Source organism: Mesohalobacter halotolerans, from assembly GCF_006120725.1.
In the GTDB taxonomy this organism is placed as follows: domain Bacteria; phylum Bacteroidota; class Bacteroidia; order Flavobacteriales; family Flavobacteriaceae; genus Psychroflexus; species Psychroflexus halotolerans.
Genome location: NZ_SWMU01000004.1, coordinates 31,538 through 54,749 on the forward strand (window position 1 = coordinate 31,538; position 23,212 = coordinate 54,749).

A 23,212-nucleotide genomic window follows, 5' to 3' on the forward strand; every position below is an offset into this window, starting at 1 on the left:
ATACTAATAGGTTTTGTTTGATATTCTACCTTCTACGATCTCTACTCCGGAAGAGGTTCCTAATCGAGCAACACCAAGATCTATGTAAGCCTTGGCCGTTTTATAATCTCGTATCCCACCGGAGGCTTTAATCTGAACATTTTCAGAAATGTTTTCTTTCATCATTTTCACGGCTTCAAGTGTCGCGCCGTGGGCACTAAACCCCGTGGAGGTTTTTATAAAATCTGCCCCGGATTTAGAAACAATTTGACTTATTTTAGCCAACTCCTCTTTCGTTAACAGGCTAATTTCAACAATGACCTTGAGCACTCGCTTTCCGACGGTTGATTTAAGACTTGTAATTTCGTTTTGGATTTGGTCGTAGGCTTTGTCTTTTAACCAACTTACATTGATAACCATATCAATTTCATCAGCTCCGTTTTTGAGAGCATTTTGAGTTTCAAATACTTTGGTTTTTGTTGTATTTGAACCCAATGGAAAACCCACAACAGTACAAACTTTTACAGGACAATCTGACAAAAGTTGAGAAGCTGTTTGCACATAATGTGGGTGGATGCAAACCGATGTAAAATTGTAAAGTTTAGCTTCTTTACATAAGTTTTCTATTTGACTGTGAGTAGCATCTGCTTTTAATAAAGTGTGGTCAATGTAATGATTCATAATTTCATTAAAATTTTGGATAAATATAAAGATTTTGAGTACTAGATTTTTTTAAAGTAAACCATTTATTCTATTAATTATGAAGATGAGTTCTGAAGTCGAATAAATTTCCTTAAAAAAATTAATCAAAAGTCACGTAAAAAATTATCCTTCGCAGTTGATATAATATGGAAATTAATTGACAAAAATGTTACTAAATAATATAAATTGACTATTTGAAAAATAAATTTTAGGAATATTTAGATTTAGTTGTGAGTTTGGTTTGTTTAGTAAAAATATATTTCTACATTTGCAAACCCGAAAAAATAGGGTAATTTTATTTAATATTATGCCAACAATTTCACAATTAGTAAGAAAAGGAAGAAAGACCACTACTAAGAAGAGTAAATCGGCTGCTTTGGATTCTTGTCCTCAACGTCGTGGCGTATGTACTCGTGTTTACACAACAACACCAAAAAAACCTAACTCCGCAATGCGTAAAGTTGCTCGTGTAAGGTTAACAAATGGTAAAGAAGTAAATGCTTACATCCCCGGTGAAGGACACAATCTCCAAGAGCACTCGATAGTATTAGTAAGGGGTGGAAGAGTAAAAGATTTACCTGGTGTTAGGTATCACATCGTTAGAGGTGCACTAGACACAGCAGGTGTAGAAGGAAGACTGCAACGCCGTTCTAAGTATGGTGCAAAACGTCCAAAAAAATAAATCAGTAAAATAGTTAAAAGTTGAATATTACGTGTTCAAAACAATCTTAAGATTAGGATTTAACAACGAGTAAACATCAACTATAAACTAAAAACTCAAAAAAGACATGAGAAAAAGATTAGCAAAAAAACGTTCCATTATACCCGATCCAAAATTTCATGACCCTTTGGTCACACGCTTTGTGAATATGTTGATGTGGGACGGCAAAAAATCTGTAGCCTTTGATATTTTTTATCAAGCTATTGAAATTGTTGAAGAGAAAAAACAAGATGATGAAAAGACAGCTTTAGAACTTTGGAAGGATGCATTATCTAATGTGATGCCTCACGTAGAAGTTAGAAGCCGTCGTGTTGGTGGTGCAACTTTTCAAATCCCAACACCTATAAGACCTGACCGTAAAGTTTCAACCGCGATGAAATGGTTGATTCTTTTCGCAAGAAAGCGAAATGAAAAATCAATGCCTTCTAAACTTGCAGCTGAAATTTTAGCAGCAGCTAAAGAAGAAGGAGCCGCTGTAAAAAAACGCGTTGATACGCATAGAATGGCAGAAGCTAACAAAGCATTTTCACATTTTAGATTCTAAAGATAATGGCACAAAGAGATTTAAAATACACAAGAAACATCGGTATTGCAGCACATATTGATGCTGGCAAAACAACAACAACCGAAAGAATATTATATTATACAGGTATTTCTCATAAAATAGGTGAAGTACATGACGGTGCAGCAACAATGGACTGGATGGAGCAAGAACAAGAACGTGGTATTACCATTACGTCTGCAGCTACGCACTGTACATGGCCATACCGCGATAAGGAATATATCGTCAACATTATTGACACACCAGGTCACGTCGACTTTACCGTTGAGGTAGAGCGTTCATTACGCGTACTCGATGGTGTGGTTGCGCTGTTTAGTGCTGTTGATGGGGTTGAACCTCAGTCAGAAACGGTTTGGAGACAAGCTGATAAATATAAAGTTCCACGTTTAGGATTTGTAAATAAAATGGACCGACAAGGTTCAGACTTTTTTATGGTTTGTAATCAAGTAAAAGAAATGCTTGGTGGTAACCCGGTTCCTTTACAAGTTCCAATTGGTGAAGAAGCCGATTTTAAAGGTGTTGTTGATCTTATATCCAAAAAAGCAATCATCTGGAATGACGAAGATATGGGTATGACTTACGAAGAAGTTGATATTCCAGAAGAACTTCAAGAAACCGTTGATAAATACAGAGCAGAATTAGTAGAAGCTGTTGCCGAGTATGATGACGAATTGATGGAAAAGTTTTTTGAAGATGAAACTTCAATTACCGAAGACGAAATCATTGCTGCGCTTAGAGCGGCAACTATTGATATGTCTATCATACCAATGATGTGTGGTTCTGCATTTAAAAACAAAGGTGTGCAGGCGATGCTCGATGCAGTTATGAGGTACTTACCTTCTCCAATAGATGTTGAAGCTATTGAAGGTACTAACCCTGAAACTATTGAAGTTGAAAGTAGAAAACCTAATGTTGAATCCCCTTTTGCAGGATTAGCATTTAAAATTGCTACAGATCCATACGTAGGTCGATTAGCCTTCTTTAGAACTTATTCAGGTACACTTGAAGCAGGTTCGTATGTTTTAAACACACGATCAGGTAAAAAAGAACGTATTTCTAGAATGTACCAAATGCATTCTAATAAGCAAGAACCAATAGATAAGATTGAGGCTGGCGATATAGGAGCAGCAGTTGGTTTTAAAGACATTAAAACTGGTGATACCCTCACCGACTTAAAACACCCTATCGTTTTAGAATCTATGACATTCCCAAAACCTGTGATTGGTATTGCAGTTGAGCCTAAAACTAAAGCTGATGTTGAGAAAATGGGAGTTGCTTTACAAAAACTTGCTGAAGAAGACCCCACATTTGTTGTCAAAACTGATGAAGCCTCTGGACAAACTATCATCTCAGGTATGGGTGAATTACACCTGGATATCTTAATTGATAGAATGAAGCGTGAATTTAAAGTAGAAGTCAATGTTGGTGAACCACAAGTAGAGTATAAAGAAGCTGTAAAGAAAACCGCAAGTCACAGAGAAGTTTACAAAAAGCAATCTGGTGGTCGTGGTAAATTTGCAGACATCGTATTTGAAATGGGTCCTGTTGATGAAGAATTTGAAGAAGAAGGGCTACAGTTTATAGATGAAATTAAAGGTGGTAGAATACCTAAAGAATTCATTCCATCCGTTCAGAAAGGATTTGAAGAAGCTATGAAAAATGGACCCTTGGCTGGTTTCCAAATGGATAGTTTAAAGGTCACCTTAAAAGATGGCTCTTTCCACCCTGTAGATTCTGATCAACTGTCTTTTGAGCTAGCATCAAAGTTAGGATATAAAACAGCTGCAAAATCAGCTGGAGCTGTAATTCTAGAACCTATGATGAAAGTAGAAGTAGTAACACCTGAAGAAAATATGGGTGATATTGTTGGTGACTTAAACAAACGTCGTGGACAAGTGAATGACATGTTCGATCGTTCAGGTGCCAAAATTATTAAAGCAGTGGTTCCTCTTTCTGAAATGTTTGGATATGTTACAACCTTAAGAACATTATCGTCTGGAAGAGCAACTTCCACAATGGAGTTTTCTCATTACGAAGAGACACCATCTAATGTTTCAGAACAAGTAGTAGCCGAAGCAAAAGGAACGACATCTAACGAATAATACTTGAACAATGAGTCAAAAAATTAGAATAAAATTAAAGTCATACGATCACAATTTAGTTGATAAATCAGCTGATAAGATTGTAAAAACAGTTAAAACCACTGGTGCCGTAGTCACAGGTCCAATTCCACTTCCTACAAAGAAGAAAATATTTACAGTGTTACGTTCACCTCACGTCAATAAAAAAGCTAGAGAGCAGTTTCAGTTAGATTCTTACAAGCGATTGTTAGACATTTATAGCTCTTCATCTAAGACAATTGACGCTTTAATGAAGTTAGAATTGCCAAGTGGAGTAGAAGTTGAAATAAAAGTATAATAAATTTAATTAAATCAATAAACAAATGTCTGGGTTATTAGGAAAAAAAATAGGTATGACCAGCTTATATGACGAAAACGGAAAAAACATTCCGTGTACCGTAATACAAGCTGGGCCATGCACAGTTACCCAAGTCAGAACCAGTGAGGTTGACGGGTATGACGCGCTTCAAATTGGTTTCGATGACAAATCAGACAAAAACGCTACCATGGCTGAAAAAGGCCATTTCAAAAAAGCGGATTCATCTGTCAAACGAAAAGTTGTCGAATTTCAAGATTATGAAGACGAATTTAAATTAGGAGATCAAATTACAGTCGACATCTTTAAAGAAGGTGAGTTTGTAGATGTTTCGGGAATCTCGAAAGGAAAAGGATTTCAAGGGGTTGTAAAACGCCATGGATTTAGAGGTTCTGAACAAACACACGGTCAACAAAGTATGCTGAGAGCTCCTGGTTCAGTTGGCGCTGCTTCTTATCCTGCTAGGATTTTTAAAGGCATGAGAATGGGCGGCCAAATGGGAAATAAAAAAGTAAAAGTTACTAACCTTAAAGTGTTAAAAGTTGTAGAAGATAAAAATCTACTTGTGGTTAAAGGATGCGTCCCAGGCCATAAAAACACTTACCTAACAATTCAGAAATAATGAAAGTAGAGGTATTAGACATAAAAGGAGAAAAAACAGGTAAAACGGTAAACCTTTCTAAAGATGTATTTGGTGTTGAACCAAATGATCACGCTGTTTATCTAGATGTAAAACAACATCTTGCCAGCAGAAGACAAGGTACGCATAAGGCTAAGGAGAGAGCTGAAATCAAAGGAAGTACTCGAAAAATTAAAAAACAAAAAGGGACAGGAACAGCCAGAGCCGGGAGTATTAAATCACCTATCTTCAAAGGCGGTGGTCGTGTATTTGGTCCTCAACCAAGAAATTATCGTTTTAAATTGAATAAGAAATTGAAGCGCCTAGCAAGAGCTTCTGCCCTATCTCAAAAAACAAACGACAAAGAATTATTAGTTGTTGAAAACTTCACTTTCGATAACCCAAAAACTAAAGAGTTTTTAAATGTTTTAGAAAATTTGAAACTTGAAAATAAAAAATCGGTTTTTGTGTTTGCAGATGCAAATAATAATGTATATTTGTCGTCCCGTAATTTGAAGAGACATAAGGTCTTAACAGCCTCAGAATTAAATACTTACACGATTTTAAATAACGATGTTTTGGTATTATCTGAGTCGGTAATAGAATATTTAGAACAAAACTTGAATCAATAGCTATGAGTATTTTAATTAAACCTATTATAACAGAAAAAGCTACAGAAGATAGTGAGTTAAACAATCGCTTCTCTTTTTTTGTGGATAATAAAGCCAATAAAGTTCAAATCAAAGAGGCTGTTGAAAGTACTTATGGCGTTACTGTTGATAAAGTGAGAACAATGAATATTAAACCAACAGTTAAAACAAAGTATACTAAAACAGGGATGGTTACAGGAACAACAGATGCTTTGAAAAAAGCGATTGTACAAGTCTCTGAAGGTGATACTATTGATTTATACAGTAATCTTTAATTTTAAGACATGCCTGTAAAAAAACTAAAACCAATAACGCCAGGTCAGCGATTTAAAATTGTAAATGGATTCGACACCATCACAACTGACAAGCCGGAAAAGTCTTTGCTTGCTCCGATAAAAAAATCTGGTGGTCGAAACAACCAAGGAAAAATGACTATGCGCTATCGCGGTGGTGGTCATAAAAAACGTTACAGAATTATCGATTTTAAAAGAAATAAATCTGATATGCCTGCAACGGTAAAATCTATTGAATATGACCCAAACCGTACTGCATTCATAGCATTGATTCAGTACAAAGATGGTGAAAAGGCCTATATTATTGCACCTAGTGGATTAAAAGTTGGTCAAACGGTTCAGTCTGGCAACAAAGCCGCAGCAGACATTGGCAATGCCTTGCCACTATCTAACATCCCATTTGGTTCAATAATATCTTGCATAGAGCTTGTGCCAGGTAAAGGCGCTGTTATGGTAAGAAGTGCAGGAACATTTGCTCAGCTCACTGCCAAAGAAGGAAAGTATGTAACGATTAAATTGCCTTCTGGTGAAACTAGATTGATACTTTCTGACTGTAAGGCAATGGTTGGTGCAGTTTCTAACAGTGATCATCAATTACTCATTGGCGGAAAAGCTGGAAGAAGTCGTTGGTTAGGTAGAAGGCCGAGAACAAGACCTGTTGTTATGAACCCTGTAGATCACCCAATGGGCGGTGGTGAAGGACGAGCTTCTGGCGGTCATCCTAGATCACGTAAAGGGGTTCCTGCAAAAGGATTTAAAACCAGATCTTTAACCAAATCAAGTAACAAACATATCTTAGAACGTAAAAATAAATAATCATGGCAAGATCACTCAAAAAAGGACCTTACGTTCATTACAAATTAGAAAGAAAAGTGGCTCAAAATGTAGAGTCAGGAAAGAAATCAGTAATTAAAACTTGGTCAAGAGCATCTGTGATAACACCAGATTTTGTAGGTCAAACAATTGGCGTACATAATGGTAAGCAATTCGTGCCGGTATTTATTACTGAAAATATGGTAGGTCACAAACTTGGTGAGTTTTCACCAACACGTACATTTAGAGGACACACCTTAGCTAAAAACAAAAAGTAACAATAGACTATCATGGGAGTTAGAAAAAAACAACGTGCTGATGCTATAAAAGAAAGTAAGTCCAATTTGGCTTTTGCTAAATTGAACAATTGCCCTACTTCACCAAGAAAGATGAGATTAGTGACTGATCTAGTAAGAGGTATGGAAGTTGAAAAAGCCTTGCAAGTCTTAAAATTTAGTAAAAAAGAAGCTGCACAACGTGTGGAAAAACTTTTACTTTCAGCTATTGCTAACTGGCAACAGAAGAATGAAGATGCAGATATCGAACAAGCTGGTTTATTTATTAAAGAAATAAAAGTAGATAGCGCCAGAATGCTTAAAAGACTGAGACCAGCACCACAAGGTAGAGCACATAGAATCAGAAAACGTTCAAATCATGTAACCTTAGTTTTAGGTGAAAACAACAATTTAGAAAGTTAAAAAAATATGGGACAGAAAACAAACCCGATAGGAAATAGATTAGGCATCATTAAAGGTTGGGAATCCAACTGGTATGGTGGTGATGATTATGGCGACAATATTGCAGAAGATGATAAGATAAGAAAATATATCCACGCTAGATTGATAAAAGCTAGTGTTTCACGAGTGATTATTGAGCGCACGCTTAAAATCGTTACGGTTACAATAACTACAGCCAGACCAGGTATAATTATTGGAAAAGGCGGTCAAGAAGTTGATAAACTCAAAGAGGAACTCAAGCAAATTACTAATAAGGAAGTTCAAGTTAACATTTTTGAAATCAAAAGACCTGAACTAGATGCTCATTTAGTGGCTTCGAGTATTGCGAGACAAGTAGAAAATAGAATTTCATACAGAAGAGCTATAAAGATGGCTATATCTGCAACCATGAGAATGAACGCAGAGGGAATAAAAATTCAAATTGCTGGCAGACTTAACGGTGCTGAAATGGCACGTGTTGAATCCTATAAAGAAGGAAGAATTCCATTATCAACCTTTAGAGCAGATATAGATTATGCTCTAGTTGAAGCTCATACAACTTATGGTAGATTAGGCATTAAGGTTTGGATTATGAAAGGTGAAGTTTATGGTAAAAGAGAATTATCACCATTAGTTGGGTTACAGAAAAAAGGAGGAAAAAATACTAAGTCTAATCGTTCAAGATCTAGACGTAGAAAATAAAATATTGTAAGCATGTTACAACCAAAGAAAACTAAATACCGAAAGCAGCAGAAAGGTCGAATGAAAGGCAATTCTAGTAGAGGTCATAGGCTATCTAATGGAACATTTGGGTTAAAGTCTTTAGACGCTTCTTTTATTACGGCTCGTCAAATTGAGGCAGCCAGAATTGCTGCAACCAGATTTATGAAAAGAGACGGTAGTTTATGGATAAAGATATTTCCAGATAAGCCTATAACAAAAAAACCACTTGAGGTAAGAATGGGTAAAGGTAAAGGTGCTGTAGAATATTATGCTGCAGTTGTCAAGCCGGGAAGAATTATGATTGAGATTGGTGGTGTAAGTCAAGAAATAGCAAAAGAAGCATTAAGACTGGCAGCACAAAAATTGCCTGTAAAAACAAAATTTGTTGTCGCTAGAGATTATCAACAATAAAAACGATTATGAAACAATCTGAAATATTAAAGTTATCCGATGCTGATTTGGTTGAAACAATGGAATCAACCAAACAAAAAATAACTGAGCTTAAGATGGCTCATACTTTAACACCATTGGAAAACCCAATGCAAATCAGAACTTTGAGAAGATCTGTTGCGAGAATGAAATCGGAAATCAGCAAAAGAAATTTAGTTTAATTCCTCATAATAATGGAAAAAAGAAATCTAAGGAAAGAACGAATCGGAATTGTCACAAGCAATAAAATGCTTAAATCAATTGTCGTGTCTGAAGTCAAAAAAATTAAGCATCCCATCTATGGGAAGTTCGTTCTTAAAACAAAAAAATATGTCGCTCACGATGAGAAGGAGACCTGTAACGAAGGCGATACAGTAAAAATAATGGAAACAAGACCTCTGAGCAAAACAAAGCGTTGGAGATTAGTTGATATAATTGAAAGAGCTAAATAATTATGGTACAACAAGAATCAAAATTAAGAGTAGCCGACAATACAGGTGCCAAACAAGTTTTGGTCATAAGAGTATTAGGTGGTACCAAAAAAAGGTATGCCAGTGTCGGTGATAAAGTTGTTGTTAGTGTAAAAGAAGCAACACCAAATGGCAGTATAAAGAAAGGTGCAGTTTCTACAGCAGTAATCGTTAGAACCAATAAAGAAGTGAGAAGACCAGATGGCTCTTACATCAGATTTGACGACAACGCATGCGTGTTATTAGATCCTACTGGTGAGATGAGAGGAACTCGTGTTTTTGGACCGGTTGCAAAAGAACTGAGAGAAAATAAGTTCATGAAAATTGTTTCATTAGCACCAGAAGTGCTTTAAAATTATAAGGATGAAAAAGTATAAAATTAAAACTGGAGATACCGTAAAAGTCATTACTGGTGAAAACAAAGGCCAAGAAGGAAAGGTATTAAAAGTATTATACGATTCTGATAAAGTGATTGTTGAATCGGTAAATATGATTAAGAAACACTTAAAACCAAGTGCACAGAATCCACAAGGTGGCATTCAAGAAAAAGAAGCTCCTATTCATATATCTAATGTGGCACTGACAGATAAAAATGGAAACCCGACGCGTGTTCGTTACGAAATCCAAGACGATAAGAAAGTAAGGGTTTCAACTAAAACTAAAGAAGTAATAAGCTAGTTATGGAATATGTACCTAGATTAAAAGAAGAATATCAGACAAGAGTCAAGAAGAATCTTGTTAAGGAATTTAGCTATTCCAATACTATGGAAACCCCAAAACTTCAAAAAATAGTTTTGAGTAGAGGTGTTGGAGAAGCTATCGCAGACAAAAAACTGATTGACCACGCAGTAGATGAATTATCGAGAATTGCTGGTCAAAAAGCTGTACCGACCATGTCAAAGAAAGACGTAGCATCTTTTAAGTTAAGAAAAGGGATGCCAATCGGTGCTAAGGTCACACTTAGAGGTCACAGAATGTATGAGTTTTTAGATAGGCTCATTACTTCTGCTCTACCTCGAGTAAGAGATTTTAACGGGATAAAACCTGATGGTTTTGACGGAAGAGGAAATTATAACTTAGGAATAACTGAACAAATCATTTTTCCTGAAATTAATATTGATAAAGTAAATCGTATATCTGGTATGGACATCACTTTTGTGACATCTGCCAATACCGATAAAGAAGCAAAAGCATTATTAACAGAATTGGGTTTGCCTTTTAAAAAGAATTAATATGGCTAAAGAATCAATGAAAGCGCGCGAAGTAAAACGCGAAAAATTAGTAGAGAAATATGCTGAAAAACGTAAACGCCTAAAAGAAGAAGGTGATTATGAAGCATTACAAAAACTTCCAAAAAACTCATCTCCGGTGAGATTACACAATCGCTGTAAACTTACAGGAAGACCTAAAGGTTATATCAGAACATTTGGAATCTCTAGAGTCATGTTTAGAGAAATGGCAAACAAAGGTTTAATCCCAGGAGTTAAAAAAGCAAGCTGGTAATTTAAAAGTAGTAAAAATGAATTTAGATCCTGTATCAGATTATTTAACCAGAGTTAGAAACGCAGTAGCTGCCGGTCATAGAACGACAGAAATCCCTGCCTCTAACCTTAAGAAAGAAATGACAAAAATTCTTTTTGACCAAGGTTTTATATTAAGTTATAAGTTTATCGACGATGATAAACAAGGTATTATAAAAATAGCCTTAAAATATGATAAACTTAGTCAAGAACCAGTGATTAAGAAAATTCAGCGTATCAGTACTCCTGGTCTTAGAAAATACGCTGGCCACGACGAAATACCTCGTATACTTAACGGACTTGGAATATCTATCGTATCCACGTCTAAAGGTTTAATGACAGGCAAACAAGCCCAAAGGAATAATGTTGGTGGCGAATTACTTTGTTACGTATATTAATATAGAATAAAAGATTAGTTATGTCTAGAATAGGAAATAGTCCAGTTAAAATACCAGAAAGTGTTGAGGTTAAACTCGAGGACAACTCTATATCCATAAAAGGTAAACTTGGTGAACTGACTCAAAAATTTGAGGACGTCAAAGTCAAGCAGGAAGACAATGAAATTATCATTGAACGCCCAAATGATAACAAAAATATTAAATCTAAGCACGGTTTATACAGAGCACTCATTAACAATATGATAAAAGGCGTGACTGAAGGATACACCAAAGAACTAGAACTGGTTGGTGTGGGTTACCGAGCATCAAACCAAGGACAAAAATTGGATATAGCTATTGGATTTTCTCACAATATCGTCATGCAGTTGGCACCAGAAATTAAGGTCGAAACCGTTACTGAAAAAGGGAAAAATCCACTCATCAAACTCACATCACATGACAAGCAACTTGTAAGTCAAGTCGCTGCAAAAATAAGATCCTACAGAAAACCTGAACCTTATAAAGGGAAAGGAATCAAGTATGTTGGTGAATACATAAGAAGAAAAGCAGGTAAATCAGCATAATTATGAGATTTTCTAAACAAAAAAGAAGAAAAAAGATTCATCAAAGAATCAGAAGAACAATAAAAGGTACAGCATCTAAGCCAAGACTATCTGTTTACAGAAGTAATTTTGAGATTTATGCTCAACTCATAGATGATGTAAATGGAAACACATTAGCATCTGCGTCTTCAAGAACTGATGTATCTAAAGATAAACCAAAGGTTGAAAGATCGAAAGCTGTTGGAAAAGCTATTGCAGAAAAAGCAGCAAAATTAGATATTAAAGAAGTCGCTTTTGATAGAAGTGGGTATTTATATCATGGTAGAATCAAATCATTGGCTGAAGGAGCCAGAGAAGGTGGATTAAAATTTTAAGTATATGTATCAAGATTATAAAAATGTAGAATTTGTAAAACCAGGAGGTTTAGATCTAAAAGATAAACTTGTTGGCGTACAACGTGTGACTAAAGTTACCAAAGGTGGTCGTGCATTTGGTTTTTCAGCCATTGTAGTCGTAGGAGATGAAAACGGTGTTGTTGGTCACGGTTTAGGTAAATCTAAAGAAGTGGCTGACGCCATTGCTAAAGCAGTAGAAGATGCCAAGAAAAACTTGGTGAGAATTCCACTAAACAAAAGTACTCTTCCTCACGAACAAAAAGGTAAGTATGCGGGCGCAAAAGTCTCTTTGTTTCCAGCATCTGAAGGTACAGGAGTTATTGCAGGTGGTCCTACTAGGATAGTACTTGAATCTGTTGGTGTACATGACGTATTGTCCAAAAACCAAGGTTCTACAAATCCACATAATGTTGTAAAGGCAACTTTTGATGCTTTATTACAATTGAGAAATGTTGATACTGTAGCCAAGCAAAGAGGAATATCAATCGATAAAGTATTTAACGGATAATAGCTTTTGAAAATGTCAAAAATATTAGTTACAAAAACAAAAAGTGCAATCAAGAGAACCAAACAGCAAAAGTTAACTCTTGAAGCCTTAGGTTTAAAAAAAATAGGTCAAAGTGTTGAACATCAAGATACACCAAATATTTTGGGTATGATTGACAAAGTCAACCATTTGGTAAGTGTTGAAAAGATCAAATAAGATTACTATGAAATTACATGAATTAAAACCAGCTAAAGGATCTGTAAAGGGTAAAACAAAACGTCTTGGACGTGGAGAAGGTTCTGGTACAGGAGATACAGCTGGACGTGGTCATAAAGGTGCTAAATCAAGATCTGGTTATTCCAAAAAAATTGGTTTCGAAGGCGGTCAAATGCCATTACAGAGACGTATACCTAAATTTGGTTTCACCAATAGGAATCGTGTTCAATATAAACCTGTTAATCTATCAGATTTACAAGCCTTGGCTGATAATAAAAAAATAAAAGATTCAGTAGATAAGGAAACATTAGTATCATTAGGTCTTGTAAAGAAAAAAGATTTGGTTAAGATTTTAGGTAATGGCGAAATTGAAACCAAATTGAAAGTCAAAGCTCACCAGTTTTCTAAAACAGCAAAAGAAGCTATTGAGAAAGCGGGAGGCGAAGCTATAACACTATAATATTTAGTCAATGCAATTTATTGAAACGATAAAAAATATTTGGAAAATAGAAGAGCTCAAGAACAGAATCCTTCTGACCTTGGGCTTATTAATCGTTTACAGATTTGGAGCACAAGTCGTACTTCCTGGTGTAGATGCATCTCAATTAGCGAACTTAGGTAGCCAAACGGAAGATGGTATTTTAGGTTTGCTTAATGCATTTACCGGTGGTGCATTTTCTAATGCTTCAGTTTTTGCATTGGGTATCATGCCTTATATTTCTGCATCTATTGTTGTGCAGTTAATGACTATTGCTATCCCCTATTTACAAAAACTTCAAAAAGAAGGTGAAAGTGGAACCAAAAAAATTACGCAAATCACACGTTGGTTAACTATTGGTATTACTTTAGTACAAGGTCCTGGTTACATTTACAATCTATATAATATTCTCCCAAGTGGTGCCTTTATGGTCCAGAGCGATACATTATTTATTACATCGGCTGTAATTATTCTAACTTCTGGTTGTATTTTCGCTATGTGGTTAGGTGAAAAAATTACAGACAAAGGCGTAGGTAACGGTATTTCTCTCCTCATCATGGTAGGTATTATTGCACGTTTGCCTCAATCCTTCGCACAAGAATTATCTTCAAGAGTTGGGGATGATGGCTCCGGTGGTCTCATTCTTATTTTAATTGAACTCGTCATCTGGTTTATTATTATACTAGCTTCAGTTTATTTGGTAAAGGCGGTTAGACAGATACCGGTTCAATACGCAAGAAAAAACGCTTCTGGTAAATATGAGAAAAATATTTTTGGTGGTGCAAGACAGTTTATACCATTAAAGTTAAATGCTTCTGGTGTAATGCCTATCATTTTTGCACAAGCGATTATGTTTGTTCCGGCTGCGTTAGCTGGATTATCTGACACCGCTACTGCAAAAGGTATAGCTGCGGAATTCAACGACATGTTCGGTCTATGGTACAACATTGTTTTTGGACTACTCATCATTATTTTCACTTATTTTTATACAGCTATTACAGTCCCAACCAACAAAATGGCTGATGACCTTAAAAGAAGTGGTGGTTTTATACCTGGTATTCGACCTGGAACCGAAACCGCCGAATATTTAGATAAAATCATGTCTCAAATCACATTACCAGGTTCAGTATTTTTAGCAATCATTGCAGTCTTTCCTGCCGTTATTGTCTCATTACTAGATGTTCAAGCAGGATGGGCTCTATTTTTTGGCGGGACATCATTGTTGATAATGGTTGGCGTTGCTATTGATACTATAGATCAAGTCAATGTTTATTTGTTGAATAAGCATTACGACGGATTAATGAAATCAGGTAAAAACAGAAAAGCAGTTGCATAACTATGGCTAAACAACCCTCAATAGAACAAGACGGAACAATCGTAGAAGCATTATCAAATGCGATGTTTAGAGTAGAACTAGAAAATGAGCATATTGTTACAGCTCATATATCCGGTAAGATGAGAATGCATTATATTAAACTCTTACCAGGTGATAAAGTCAAATTAGAAATGAGTCCTTACGATTTAACTAAAGGACGTATAACTTATAGATACTAAAATTATGAAAGTAAGAGCATCAATCAAAAAGAGAAGTGCAGATTGCAAAATTGTAAGACGTAAAGGTCGCCTTTATGTGATCAATAAAAAGAACCCAAAGTTTAAACAAAGACAAGGTTAGTTATGGCAAGAATCGCAGGTGTAGATATCCCAAAACAAAAAAGAGGCGTGATAGCGCTCACTTATATTTATGGAATAGGTAAATCAAGAGCTCATAGAATTCTTGAAGACGCAAAAGTAGATCCTAATAAGAAAGTCTCTGATTGGGATGATGCAGACATATCGGGTGTTCGTAATGCTGTGTCGCAATTTACTATAGAAGGTGAATTAAGATCACAAACCCAAATGAGCATCAAGCGCCTTATGGATATTGGCTGCTTTAGAGGTGTTAGACATAGATCTGGTTTACCCCTAAGAGGACAGCGTACCAAAAACAACTCTCGTACCCGTAAAGGGAGAAGAAAGACTGTAGCTAATAAGAAAAAAGTAACTAAGTAATCATGGCTAAATCTAATACAAAAAAGCGTAAAGTCACAACAGATGCATTTGGCGAAGCTCATATTTTTGCCTCATTTAATAATATTATTGTATCGCTTACCAATAATAATGGTGAGGTAATCTCATGGTCTTCAGCTGGAAAAATGGGTTTTAGAGGAAGTAAGAAAAATACACCTTATGCTGCTCAATTGGCTGCAGAAGACGCAAGCAAAGTTGCCCACGAAGCAGGTCTTAGAAAAGTAAAAGTTTTCGTTAAAGGTCCTGGTAATGGAAGAGAATCTGCAATAAGAGCTTTGCATAATTCAGGTGTTGAAGTGACAGAGATTATCGACGTTACTCCTATCCCACACAATGGTTGTCGTCCACCAAAAAGAAGACGCGTTTAATTTGATCATAAAATTTGGTTATCGAAGGAAAGACCTTAATTCATAACCTGTAAATCTAAATAAAATACAATGGCAAGATACACTGGTCCTAAAACTAAAATTGCTCGTAAATTTGGCGAGCCCATTTTCGGCGATGACAAATCGTTTGAAAAGAAAAAATATCCACCTGGCCAACACGGTAACAATAGAAGACGTGGTAAAAAATCTGAATATGCTATCCAATTGATGGAAAAGCAAAAGGCAAAATATACTTACGGTATATTAGAGCGACAATTCAGAAATATGTTTGAAAAAGCCAATAGTGCAAAAGGCATTACAGGTGAAGTCTTACTTCAGATGTGTGAAAAACGCTTAGATAACGTTGTCTACAGACTTGGATTATCGCCTTCTAGAAGTGGTGCAAGACAATTGGTTTCTCATAAACACATCACCATCAATGGTGAAATTGTAAATATCCCTTCTTATCAAGTAAAAGTTAATGACGTTATTGGTGTTAGAGAAAAATCTAAATCATTAAGCGTTATTGAAGAGTCTCTTTCAAACTCTTCAGCTGTTTATGAATGGTTAAGCTGGAACTCTGAAAAGAAAGAAGGCACTTTCGTAAGTGTTCCTGAAAGAACACAAATTCCAGAAAACATAAACGAACAGTTTATCGTCGAATTATACTCTAAATAATAATTAGATACTACAACACTATGGCATTATTCAATTTTCAGAAGCCCGATAAAGTAATTATGATTGACTCCTCTGAGTTTGAAGGTATATTTGAGTTTAGACCTTTAGAACCAGGATATGGTCTTACCGTAGGTAATGCATTAAGACGAGTCCTATTATCTTCTCTAGAAGGTTTTGCAATAACATCTATTAAAATTGAGGGCGTTGAGCATGAGTTTTCGACAATTTCAGGCGTAGTTGAAGACGTTACTGAAATCATACTCAATCTTAAGCAAGTAAGGTTCAAACAACAAATTGAAGATAATGATACAGAATCTGCGGTAATCAGCGTTTCTAATCAAGATCAACTTACTGCTGGTGATTTTCAAAAACACCTTTCCGGGTTTCAGGTATTAAATCCTGAACACGTGATTTGTAATATGGATAAAAAAGTATCTTTAAACATGCAAATCACAATAGAAAAAGGAAGAGGTTACGTTTCAGCTGAAGACAATAAAAAAGATGAAGCGCCTTTAGGGACGATATTTACAGATTCAATTTATACCCCAATCAAAAATGTTAAATACAGCATTGAAAATTACAGGGTAGAGCAAAAAACCGATTATGAAAAATTAGTTTTTGAAATTGTAACTGATGGTTCTATCCACCCTAAAGATGCTCTGACTGAAGCTGCAAAAACATTAATACACCACTTTATGTTGTTCTCCGACGAAAGAATTACGCTCGAGACTGAAGAAATGGCTCAGACAGAAACTTACGATGAAGAAGCGCTTCACATGAGACAACTACTCAAATCTAAACTTGCTGATCTTGATTTATCTGTAAGAGCTTTAAACTGTTTGAAAGCCGCTGAAGTTGAAACTTTAGGAGACTTAGTTTCTTACAACAAAAATGATTTGATGAAATTTAGAAACTTTGGTAAGAAATCATTAAGTGAACTTGAAGAGTTGGTAAGCAATAAAGGTCTTGACTTTGGTATGGATTTAACACGCTATAACCTTGATAAAGACTAGAAAATTAATTTAAAATGAGACACGGAAAGAAATTTAATCACTTAAGTCGCAAGTCTGCCCATAGAAAATCTATGCTGGCTAATATGGCTTGCTCTCTTATAGAACACAAGAGAATTAATACTACAACGGCAAAAGCAAAAGCATTGAGAACTTTTGTTGAACCTCTAATTACCAAGTCAAAAACTGATACTACCCACAACAGACGTATCGTTTTTTCAAAACTTAGAGATAAATATGCTGTTGCAGAATTATTTAGAGAAGTCGCACCAAAAGTAGCATCTAGGCCAGGTGGATATACGAGAGTTATAAAACTTGGTAATCGTCTTGGAGATGCCGCTGAGATGGCCATGATCGAAATAGTAGATTTTAATGAAATTTACAGCCCTAAAGGCAAAAAGAAGAAAAAATCAACACGTCGTGCTGGTAAAAAAACGACTAGCCAAGCAGAAACTAGTAAAACAAAGGATAAGTCTGCTTCTCACGATGATGAATCTAAGCATAAAAAAACCGAGGATAGAAAGCCTAATGATTCTGTAAAAACTAAATCGGAAGACCCTAAAACACAGGAGAAATCATCTGAAGAAAAAAACCAAACTAAAGATGACGAGAAAAAATAATTATCAAATCAATTATATTTACTAATTTTAAGGGATAAATTTAATGTTTATCCCTTTTTTTATATTTAAAATATCATGAGATACTACAAAAAGAAAGATGCCATACTTATTTTAGAAGATGGTACTCAATTTAATGGAAAAGCTGTTTCAAATAACCAGAATACCGCCTTTGGAGAGATATGTTTTAATACAGGTATGACGGGTTATCAAGAAATATTTACAGACCCATCTTATCACGGGCAACTTATGGTAACTACTAATGCTCATATTGGCAACTATGGGGTACACAAAGAAGAAAATCAATCAGATTCTCCAAAAATTGCTGGTCTTATTTGTAAAAATTTCAGCTATAACCCATCTCGTCCTTCATCTGATCAATCGCTTGAAGAATTTTTAAATCAATCTAAACTCTTTGCAATATCAGACATAGACACTAGAGCTTTAGTTAGACACATTAGAAAACATGGTGCAATGAATGCTGTAATATCAACTCAAATAGACGATATTGACAATTTAAAAAAGAAATTAGAAGAATATCCTAAGATGGACGGTCTTGAATTAGCTTCAAAAGTTTCTACCAGTAAACCTTATTTTTTTGGAAACAACAATTCAAACTATAAAATCGCAGTTTTAGATTTAGGCGTTAAAACTAATATTCTAAAATATTTGGCTGAAAGAGAAGCCTACTTGAAAGTGTTTCCATACAATAGCAGTATTGAAGATTTGATGTCTTTTAAGCCTGATGCCATATTTTTATCTAATGGTCCCGGTGACCCTCAACCTTTAAAATCTGCAGTTAAACTTGCAAAAAAAGCCATAGAACAAAATATTCCTACTTTCGGTATTTGTTTAGGTCATCAAGTTATTGCTTTATCTCAAGGAATTTCAACGTTTAAAATGCACCACGGCCACCGAGGTATTAATCATCCTGTAATGAATTTAGTTACAGGAAAATCTGAAATTACATCACAAAACCATGGGTTTGCTGTTAATAAAGATGAAGCAGAAAGTCATTCTGGTGTTGAAATTACTCACTTACATCTTAACGATCAAACTTTGGCTGGATTTAAACTTAAAGGCAAAAAATGCTTTTCTGTTCAATATCACCCTGAAGCTGGACCTGGTCCTAATGATGCCAATTATCTATTTGATGATTTTTTTAAAATTTACTCAGCATAAACGAAAAAAGGCGGCTTTTTAGCCGCCTTTTATTTAAATGAATACAAAACTTATGGTAATATCACAGTATCAATAACGTGAATTACACCATTAGATGATTTAACATCGGTCTTTATTATTGTAGAAGTATTTCCTTTGGCATCCATAATTACAGCACTATCATTTTTTGTTGTAACTGTAAAACTGTCGCCACTTACTGTTTCAACTTTTAATTTACCACCATTTTTCTTTACGGCAGTTAATACATCAGAAGCCATTAAATTTCCTTTGACAACATGGTATGTCAATACCTTTTGTAAAGTGGTTTTGTTTTCAGGCTTTAGTAGGTTACTTAAAGTTTCTTTAGGTAACTTCCCAAATGCATCATTTGTTGGAGCAAAGACTGTAAATGGGCCTTTCGACTGGAGTACGTCGACCAATTCAGCAGCTTTTACAGCAGTTACAAGTGTGGAAAAATCGTCAATACTTGCAGCATTTTTTACAATATCATAAGAAGATTTCTGTGCATTCACAGATGTCGCAAAAATTAACATTGCAATTAAACTGGTACTTTTAATCATTTTTTTCATAACAATATATATTTATTAGATATAATACATAGATAGTTAAATTGTATCTTTAATTCTCATTATTTTAATTAATTTAACTTCAATACACAAAACGTTTAAGACTATTTTTATCTTATCAATCTTTTAAGTTCAAATCGGTCTTAAAATATTGATTTTATATTATCATTTTATCTTTTATAATTTCGTAAATTGCATACTCTTAAAATCAAACAAAATGAGTACAATTTTAGACATACACGCAAGACAAATTTTTGATTCTAGAGGTAATCCTGCTTTAGAAGTCGATGTAACAACAGAAACCGGAGTACTTGGTCGATTTGCCGTCCCATCCGGCGCATCTACTGGCGAACATGAAGCCGTAGAGCTAAGGGATGGAGACGAATCTTATATGGGCAAAGGGGTTTCAAAAGCTGTTGACAATGTCAATAATTTAATTGGTGATAAACTATTGGGTTATTCCATTTTTGAACAAACTGAAATTGACGAATATTTAATAGAACTTGATGGAACACCTAATAAAGCAAAACTCGGTGCAAACGCAATACTTGGAGTATCATTAGCAGTTGCTAAAGCTGCTGCCAACGAATTACAACTCCCGCTTTATAGATATATAGGTGGTGTTTCAGCTAACACACTTCCTGTACCTATGATGAATATTATTAATGGTGGCTCGCATAGTGATGCACCAATTGCTTTTCAGGAATTTATGATTATGCCCGTAAAAGCCTCAAGCTTTACTCATGCCATGCAAATGGGAACTGAAATATTTCACAATCTAAAAAAAGTACTGAAAAAGCGTGGTTTATCAACAGCTGTTGGTGATGAAGGAGGTTTTGCACCAGAGTTAGACGGTACTGAAGATGCATTAGACTCCATAAAACAAGCCGTAGAAAATGCTGGTTATAAGTTTGGAGATGAAGTGATGATTGCCTTAGACTGTGCAGCAGCAGAGTTTTATGAAGATGGCAAATACAATTATAAAAAATTTGAAGGCGACTCAGGTCAGGTTAGAACTTCTGAAGAACAAGCCAAATATATTGCTAATCTAACCGAAAAATATCCTATAATATCTGTAGAAGACGGAATGGATGAAAATGATTGGGATGGTTTTAAAATGCTGACCGATCTTGTTGGAGATCGTGTTCAACTTGTTGGAGACGATTTATTTGTCACCAACGTTGAAAGACTATCTAAAGGGATAAATGAAGGCATTTCAAATTCTATATTAATCAAAGTGAATCAAATCGGAACACTCACCGAAACAATTGCAGCTGTAAATATGGCCAAAAATGCAGGCTATACAGCTGTGATGTCTCATCGCTCTGGCGAAACTGAAGATTACACTATCGCAGATCTAGCCGTCGCATTGAACACTGGCCAAATAAAAACTGGATCAGCATCAAGAAGTGATAGAATGGCAAAATACAATCAACTATTAAGAATTGAGGAAGAGCTAGGACAAACTGCATATTTTCCAGGTATTGAAGCCTTTAAGATAGAAGTTCATTAAAACTTGATTGAAATCATTTTTTAAAAAACCTATTCTGCTTACTTTTAACGATAACTTAAGTTGAATAGGTTTTTTTGTGTTTCAGCTTAACGCCTATTTAACAATTCATTCGTTATATTTGAAGATAATCAATAAAAATTTTATAAAATATTACATATGACTGCTAAAATTGAATTTGACGGAAAACAATACGAATTACCTGTAACTGTTGGTACAGAAAATGAACACGGTATAGACATCTCTAGTTTAAGAAGTGCTTCAGGGGGTTTGATTACCTTAGATAGAGGTTTTAAAAACACGGGATCTTGCGAAAGTGCAATTACATTCTTAAATGGTGAACAGGGTATTTTGCGTTATCGTGGATATTCAATTGAAGACTTAGCAGAAAATGCCAGCTTTCTTGAAGTGGCGTATTTATTAATTTTTGGAGAATTACCCTCTCAACAAGAGCTTGATAAATTTCACCAAGATATCAAAGACGAATCTTATGTTGATGAAGAAATGAAAAAAATTCTCGATGGATTCCCACGCTCTGCACATCCTATGGGCGTTGTGTCATCGCTGACAAGTGCTTTAATTGCATTCAATCCCTCATCTGTAGATGTGAGTTCTGAAGAAGATATGTACAAATCTATAGTCAAAATACTTGCCAAATTTCCTGTGCTATGTGCTTGGGCCTTGAGAAAACGAACAGGACAACCATTAGACTATGGAGATAGCTCTTTAGGATATGTAGAAAATATCCTTAAAATGATGTTTAAAAAGGCAAACGAAGATTATAAGATAAATCCTGTGGTAGCATCGGCTTTAAATAAACTTTTAATACTTCACGCCGACCATGAGCAAAACTGCTCTGCTTCTACAGTAAGAATTGTTGGTTCGTCACACGCCGGGTTATTCGTTTCTATTTCTGCTGGAGTTGCAGCCTTATGGGGACCACTACACGGCGGTGCAAACCAGGCAGTGATTGAAATGCTAGAGGGCATCAAAGAAGATGGTGGTGACTCTAAAAAATACATGCAAAAAGCAAAGGATAAAGAAGACCCATTCAGGTTAATGGGCTTTGGACACCGCGTTTACAAAAACTTTGACCCAAGAGCAAAAATCATTAAAAAATCTGCTGATGAAGTTTTAGGCGATTTAGGAATTGAAGACCCTGTCCTTGATATTGCTAAAGGATTAGAAAAAGAAGCTCTTGAAGATGATTATTTTGTCAAGCGAAAGTTATATCCAAATGTTGACTTCTACTCAGGTATAATTTATAGAGCACTTGGTATCCCTACTGAAATGTTTACCGTTATGTTTGCCTTAGGTAGACTTCCAGGCTGGATTGCTCAATGGAGAGAAATGCGCCTCATGAAAGAACCTATTGGAAGACCAAGACAAATTTATACCGGTGAAAACCATAGGCCATATGTAGACATTGATGAAAGACATAACTAAAAATAAAAAACCTACTTATGAAATTGAGTAATATTTCTTTTTTGTTGTTACTTTTAATAGTAACCTCTTGTGGCAATTCTACAGATGATAAAAAAGAAGAGAAACAATCTATAAAAATTAATCAACCTACATCTGAACAACAAGAAGCAGAAGATGGCGTAACAGAAATTCTATTAACAGGCAATGATCAAATGCGTTTTAACTTAAAACAAATTAAAGTCAAAGCTGGAGATAAGGTCAAATTGACGTTAAAACATATAGGAGAACTCGATGTAAACGTTATGGGTCATAACTTTGTTTTACTTGAACCAGAGACAAATATCAACGATTTTGCCTCACGTGCAGTAGCCGCAAAAGATAACGATTACATTCCTGAAAATACTGAAAATGTTATTGTGCATACAAAAATGATTGGTGGTGGCGAACAAACCTCTATTACATTTGATGCACCCAAAAAAGGAGTGTATGATTTTATATGTAGTTTCCCGGGTCATGTAGCTTTAATGCAAGGAAAATTTATTGTTGAATAGTTTTCAACTCCCACAGTCCATCTGAACTTGTTTCAAATTTCATTTTTTCAATCAATCTGAACTCGTTTCAAATTAGATTTTCTTTGTCA

General features: G+C 35.3%; 38 protein-coding genes. 36 read left to right on the forward strand and 2 right to left on the reverse strand.

The window, feature by feature from the left end:
* Positions 1-3 precede the first annotated feature (3 nt).
* Positions 4-660, reverse strand: a complete 657-nt coding sequence (gene deoC, locus FCN74_RS09940) for a deoxyribose-phosphate aldolase (RefSeq protein ID WP_171047160.1) — start codon at positions 658-660, stop codon at positions 4-6.
* A 328-nt stretch (positions 661-988) separates the two neighbouring features.
* Between deoC and rpsL the strand changes: the two genes are divergently transcribed.
* The 33 genes from rpsL (at position 989) to carA (ending at position 19,071) form a co-directional block, all read left to right on the forward strand.
* Positions 989-1,363 (forward strand): 30S ribosomal protein S12, encoded by a 375-nt coding sequence (gene rpsL / locus FCN74_RS09945; RefSeq protein ID WP_125087410.1) that lies wholly within the window; start codon positions 989-991, stop codon positions 1,361-1,363.
* 106 nt (positions 1,364-1,469) lie between these two features.
* The gene (gene rpsG, locus FCN74_RS09950) at positions 1,470-1,946 is read left to right on the forward strand and encodes a 30S ribosomal protein S7 (RefSeq protein WP_138932454.1); all 477 of its coding nucleotides are present in this window, start codon (positions 1,470-1,472) and stop codon (positions 1,944-1,946) included.
* Positions 1,947-1,951: 5 nt separating this feature from the next.
* A complete protein-coding gene (gene fusA / locus FCN74_RS09955) occupies positions 1,952-4,066 on the forward strand; it encodes an elongation factor G (RefSeq protein ID WP_138932455.1) in 2,115 nt (704 codons plus the stop codon).
* A gap of 10 nt (positions 4,067-4,076) precedes the next feature.
* On the forward strand, positions 4,077-4,382 hold the full coding sequence (gene rpsJ / locus FCN74_RS09960; RefSeq protein WP_125087413.1) for a 30S ribosomal protein S10: 306 nt from the start codon (positions 4,077-4,079) through the stop codon (positions 4,380-4,382).
* A gap of 25 nt (positions 4,383-4,407) precedes the next feature.
* Positions 4,408-5,022 (forward strand): 50S ribosomal protein L3, encoded by a 615-nt coding sequence (gene rplC, locus FCN74_RS09965; RefSeq protein ID WP_138932456.1) that lies wholly within the window; start codon positions 4,408-4,410, stop codon positions 5,020-5,022.
* Positions 5,022-5,651, forward strand: a complete 630-nt coding sequence (gene rplD, locus FCN74_RS09970) for a 50S ribosomal protein L4 (protein WP_138932457.1) — start codon at positions 5,022-5,024, stop codon at positions 5,649-5,651. Before rplC ends, rplD begins: the two co-directional genes overlap by 1 nt.
* 2 nt (positions 5,652-5,653) lie before the next feature.
* A complete protein-coding gene (gene rplW / locus FCN74_RS09975; protein ID WP_138932458.1) occupies positions 5,654-5,944 on the forward strand; it encodes a 50S ribosomal protein L23 in 291 nt (96 codons plus the stop codon).
* 9 nt (positions 5,945-5,953) lie between these two features.
* Positions 5,954-6,778, forward strand: coding sequence for a 50S ribosomal protein L2 (gene rplB / locus FCN74_RS09980; RefSeq protein ID WP_138932459.1), 825 nt, complete (start codon positions 5,954-5,956; stop codon positions 6,776-6,778).
* A gap of 2 nt (positions 6,779-6,780) precedes the next feature.
* On the forward strand, positions 6,781-7,053 hold the full coding sequence (gene rpsS, locus FCN74_RS09985) for a 30S ribosomal protein S19 (protein ID WP_138932460.1): 273 nt from the start codon (positions 6,781-6,783) through the stop codon (positions 7,051-7,053).
* A gap of 12 nt (positions 7,054-7,065) precedes the next feature.
* The gene (rplV, locus tag FCN74_RS09990) at positions 7,066-7,473 is read left to right on the forward strand and encodes a 50S ribosomal protein L22 (RefSeq protein ID WP_138932461.1); all 408 of its coding nucleotides are present in this window, start codon (positions 7,066-7,068) and stop codon (positions 7,471-7,473) included.
* Between the two features lie 6 nt (positions 7,474-7,479).
* Complete coding sequence (rpsC, locus tag FCN74_RS09995; protein WP_138932462.1) at positions 7,480-8,193, forward strand: 30S ribosomal protein S3; 714 nt, start codon at positions 7,480-7,482, stop codon at positions 8,191-8,193.
* Positions 8,194-8,205: 12 nt separating this feature from the next.
* A complete protein-coding gene (rplP, locus tag FCN74_RS10000) occupies positions 8,206-8,625 on the forward strand; it encodes a 50S ribosomal protein L16 (protein ID WP_138932463.1) in 420 nt (139 codons plus the stop codon).
* An 8-nt stretch (positions 8,626-8,633) separates the two neighbouring features.
* Positions 8,634-8,825, forward strand: coding sequence for a 50S ribosomal protein L29 (gene rpmC, locus FCN74_RS10005; RefSeq protein WP_138932464.1), 192 nt, complete (start codon positions 8,634-8,636; stop codon positions 8,823-8,825).
* A 12-nt stretch (positions 8,826-8,837) separates the two neighbouring features.
* On the forward strand, positions 8,838-9,095 hold the full coding sequence (gene rpsQ / locus FCN74_RS10010; protein ID WP_138932465.1) for a 30S ribosomal protein S17: 258 nt from the start codon (positions 8,838-8,840) through the stop codon (positions 9,093-9,095).
* Positions 9,096-9,097: 2 nt separating this feature from the next.
* Complete coding sequence (rplN, locus tag FCN74_RS10015; protein WP_138932466.1) at positions 9,098-9,466, forward strand: 50S ribosomal protein L14; 369 nt, start codon at positions 9,098-9,100, stop codon at positions 9,464-9,466.
* Between the two features lie 10 nt (positions 9,467-9,476).
* Positions 9,477-9,791: a 50S ribosomal protein L24 gene (gene rplX / locus FCN74_RS10020; protein ID WP_138932467.1), complete on the forward strand. Its 315-nt coding sequence runs from the start codon at positions 9,477-9,479 to the stop codon at positions 9,789-9,791.
* Between the two features lie 2 nt (positions 9,792-9,793).
* Positions 9,794-10,345 carry a 50S ribosomal protein L5 gene (gene rplE, locus FCN74_RS10025; protein ID WP_138932468.1) on the forward strand — a complete coding sequence of 184 codons (552 nt, stop codon included), beginning with the start codon at positions 9,794-9,796 and terminating at the stop codon, positions 10,343-10,345.
* Position 10,346: 1 nt separating this feature from the next.
* Positions 10,347-10,616 carry a 30S ribosomal protein S14 gene (gene rpsN, locus FCN74_RS10030; RefSeq protein ID WP_138932469.1) on the forward strand — a complete coding sequence of 90 codons (270 nt, stop codon included), beginning with the start codon at positions 10,347-10,349 and terminating at the stop codon, positions 10,614-10,616.
* Positions 10,617-10,632: 16 nt separating this feature from the next.
* Positions 10,633-11,031, forward strand: coding sequence for a 30S ribosomal protein S8 (rpsH, locus tag FCN74_RS10035; RefSeq protein WP_138932470.1), 399 nt, complete (start codon positions 10,633-10,635; stop codon positions 11,029-11,031).
* A 20-nt stretch (positions 11,032-11,051) separates the two neighbouring features.
* Complete coding sequence (gene rplF, locus FCN74_RS10040; protein WP_138932471.1) at positions 11,052-11,594, forward strand: 50S ribosomal protein L6; 543 nt, start codon at positions 11,052-11,054, stop codon at positions 11,592-11,594.
* A 2-nt stretch (positions 11,595-11,596) separates the two neighbouring features.
* On the forward strand, positions 11,597-11,947 hold the full coding sequence (rplR, locus tag FCN74_RS10045) for a 50S ribosomal protein L18 (RefSeq protein WP_138932472.1): 351 nt from the start codon (positions 11,597-11,599) through the stop codon (positions 11,945-11,947).
* 4 nt (positions 11,948-11,951) lie between these two features.
* A complete protein-coding gene (gene rpsE, locus FCN74_RS10050; protein ID WP_138932473.1) occupies positions 11,952-12,476 on the forward strand; it encodes a 30S ribosomal protein S5 in 525 nt (174 codons plus the stop codon).
* Between the two features lie 12 nt (positions 12,477-12,488).
* On the forward strand, positions 12,489-12,671 hold the full coding sequence (gene rpmD, locus FCN74_RS10055; protein WP_138932474.1) for a 50S ribosomal protein L30: 183 nt from the start codon (positions 12,489-12,491) through the stop codon (positions 12,669-12,671).
* A 7-nt stretch (positions 12,672-12,678) separates the two neighbouring features.
* Positions 12,679-13,131: a 50S ribosomal protein L15 gene (gene rplO, locus FCN74_RS10060; RefSeq protein WP_138932475.1), complete on the forward strand. Its 453-nt coding sequence runs from the start codon at positions 12,679-12,681 to the stop codon at positions 13,129-13,131.
* A 10-nt stretch (positions 13,132-13,141) separates the two neighbouring features.
* Positions 13,142-14,485, forward strand: coding sequence for a preprotein translocase subunit SecY (secY, locus tag FCN74_RS10065; protein ID WP_138932476.1), 1,344 nt, complete (start codon positions 13,142-13,144; stop codon positions 14,483-14,485).
* Between the two features lie 2 nt (positions 14,486-14,487).
* Complete coding sequence (gene infA / locus FCN74_RS10070; RefSeq protein ID WP_138932477.1) at positions 14,488-14,703, forward strand: translation initiation factor IF-1; 216 nt, start codon at positions 14,488-14,490, stop codon at positions 14,701-14,703.
* A gap of 4 nt (positions 14,704-14,707) precedes the next feature.
* A complete protein-coding gene (gene ykgO, locus FCN74_RS10075; RefSeq protein WP_015361145.1) occupies positions 14,708-14,824 on the forward strand; it encodes a type B 50S ribosomal protein L36 in 117 nt (38 codons plus the stop codon).
* A 2-nt stretch (positions 14,825-14,826) separates the two neighbouring features.
* Positions 14,827-15,201 carry a 30S ribosomal protein S13 gene (gene rpsM / locus FCN74_RS10080; RefSeq protein ID WP_138932478.1) on the forward strand — a complete coding sequence of 125 codons (375 nt, stop codon included), beginning with the start codon at positions 14,827-14,829 and terminating at the stop codon, positions 15,199-15,201.
* Between the two features lie 2 nt (positions 15,202-15,203).
* The gene (rpsK, locus tag FCN74_RS10085; protein ID WP_138932479.1) at positions 15,204-15,587 is read left to right on the forward strand and encodes a 30S ribosomal protein S11; all 384 of its coding nucleotides are present in this window, start codon (positions 15,204-15,206) and stop codon (positions 15,585-15,587) included.
* A gap of 69 nt (positions 15,588-15,656) precedes the next feature.
* Complete coding sequence (gene rpsD / locus FCN74_RS10090; RefSeq protein ID WP_138932480.1) at positions 15,657-16,262, forward strand: 30S ribosomal protein S4; 606 nt, start codon at positions 15,657-15,659, stop codon at positions 16,260-16,262.
* A gap of 20 nt (positions 16,263-16,282) precedes the next feature.
* Positions 16,283-17,275 (forward strand): DNA-directed RNA polymerase subunit alpha, encoded by a 993-nt coding sequence (locus FCN74_RS10095; protein WP_138932481.1) that lies wholly within the window; start codon positions 16,283-16,285, stop codon positions 17,273-17,275.
* 14 nt (positions 17,276-17,289) lie between these two features.
* Positions 17,290-17,892, forward strand: a complete 603-nt coding sequence (gene rplQ / locus FCN74_RS10100) for a 50S ribosomal protein L17 (protein ID WP_138932482.1) — start codon at positions 17,290-17,292, stop codon at positions 17,890-17,892.
* A 75-nt stretch (positions 17,893-17,967) separates the two neighbouring features.
* The gene (carA, locus tag FCN74_RS10105) at positions 17,968-19,071 is read left to right on the forward strand and encodes a glutamine-hydrolyzing carbamoyl-phosphate synthase small subunit (RefSeq protein WP_138932483.1); all 1,104 of its coding nucleotides are present in this window, start codon (positions 17,968-17,970) and stop codon (positions 19,069-19,071) included.
* 50 nt (positions 19,072-19,121) lie between these two features.
* On the opposite strand, the gene FCN74_RS10110 is transcribed toward carA, so the two are convergent.
* Positions 19,122-19,640 carry a fasciclin domain-containing protein gene (locus tag FCN74_RS10110; RefSeq protein ID WP_138932484.1) on the reverse strand — a complete coding sequence of 173 codons (519 nt, stop codon included), beginning with the start codon at positions 19,638-19,640 and terminating at the stop codon, positions 19,122-19,124.
* A 214-nt stretch (positions 19,641-19,854) separates the two neighbouring features.
* On the opposite strand from FCN74_RS10110, the gene eno reads away from it, so the two are divergent.
* The 3 genes from eno (at position 19,855) to azu (ending at position 23,123) form a co-directional block, all read left to right on the forward strand.
* On the forward strand, positions 19,855-21,150 hold the full coding sequence (gene eno, locus FCN74_RS10115) for a phosphopyruvate hydratase (RefSeq protein WP_138932485.1): 1,296 nt from the start codon (positions 19,855-19,857) through the stop codon (positions 21,148-21,150).
* 156 nt (positions 21,151-21,306) lie between these two features.
* Positions 21,307-22,593: a citrate synthase gene (locus FCN74_RS10120; protein WP_138932486.1), complete on the forward strand. Its 1,287-nt coding sequence runs from the start codon at positions 21,307-21,309 to the stop codon at positions 22,591-22,593.
* Between the two features lie 17 nt (positions 22,594-22,610).
* A complete protein-coding gene (azu, locus tag FCN74_RS10125; protein WP_138932487.1) occupies positions 22,611-23,123 on the forward strand; it encodes an azurin in 513 nt (170 codons plus the stop codon).
* Positions 23,124-23,212 lie beyond the last annotated feature (89 nt).